Source organism: Neisseria sp. P0009.S007, assembly GCF_051962515.1.
This window is the reverse complement of the sequence record NZ_JBQCVF010000569.1, coordinates 1-983: the sequence shown is the minus strand read 5'-3', so window position 1 is coordinate 983 and position 983 is coordinate 1. Positions and strand designations below refer to the sequence as shown.

General features: G+C 36.6%; 1 protein-coding gene. It reads left to right on the top strand.

All coding sequences use genetic code 11. The features are described 5' to 3' along the window. Window positions 1–192: 192 nt before the first annotated feature. Window positions 193–983: dynamin family protein (locus ACTHS3_RS14860; RefSeq protein ID WP_440368354.1), on the top strand; the 791-nt coding region annotated here is incomplete at its 3' end.

The following is a 983-nucleotide window of genomic DNA, read 5'->3' as shown; positions in this document are numbered from 1 at the left end:
AATCTATATGTATAGTACATCTTGGCTTGATTGGAACGTAACGTACAGGGGGAACTTGGAACTTATTTCTTGTTTTATTTTTGGTCTAATGGGTTTTTGTCTGCTAATGAGTTCGTTCAGTAAGGCCTAATCGGCACAAATAGCAGAAAGTAGTCATTTCCATTTAATTTTTATTCAGGAGAAATTTATTTTATGAACAGCAAACAGCAATTTTTAGATTATATCGGTGAAGTTAAGAACATCATTTCCCCTTTGGAAATTTCAGATAACAAATTATCGGAAATTCAAGGAAATATTACGGATGCAGAGCTGATTGTACCGGTGGTTGGCGGATTTAGCGCGGGAAAAAGTACATTGCTCAATTCTTTTTTAGGCAATGAGATTTTGCCGACTGCTGTGACTCCGGAAACTGCATTAGCAACAGAATTGCGTTATAGCGATAGCAACTATATTGAAGCAGTAACGGCTTCGGGTGCGGTTGAACGTCATCAATTGGCTGATTTTGCACGCTTAAAAGATAATGCACAAAACTTCAAAAATTTGCGTGTTTATTTAAATAATGAAAATTTAAAAGCCATTCAACCTTTGGTATTGGTTGATATGCCAGGATTTGATGCGCCGATTGAAAACCATAACCAAGCTATTTTGAATTACCTGGAGCGTGGCGTTTTCTTTGTATTCCTAACCAGCATTGAAGACGGAAACATTACATTGAGCATGAAGCGTGAAATTGACAATCTCCAACAAATTGGAAAAGGCTTTGCATTCTGTATCAGCAAAACCAATTTGCGTGCACCTGATGATGTTAAAGCAGTACAACAAAAAATTGCCGAGCAACTGGAAGACGATTTTGACTATATGGGACAAATTGCCCTTTTAGATATGGATGGTGGCAATAACCTTAAAAATATTTTGACTGCAGTCAATCCTGATGAATTGTTTAAACTTTTGTTTATTGATGAATTGCGTGAAAACTATACAGG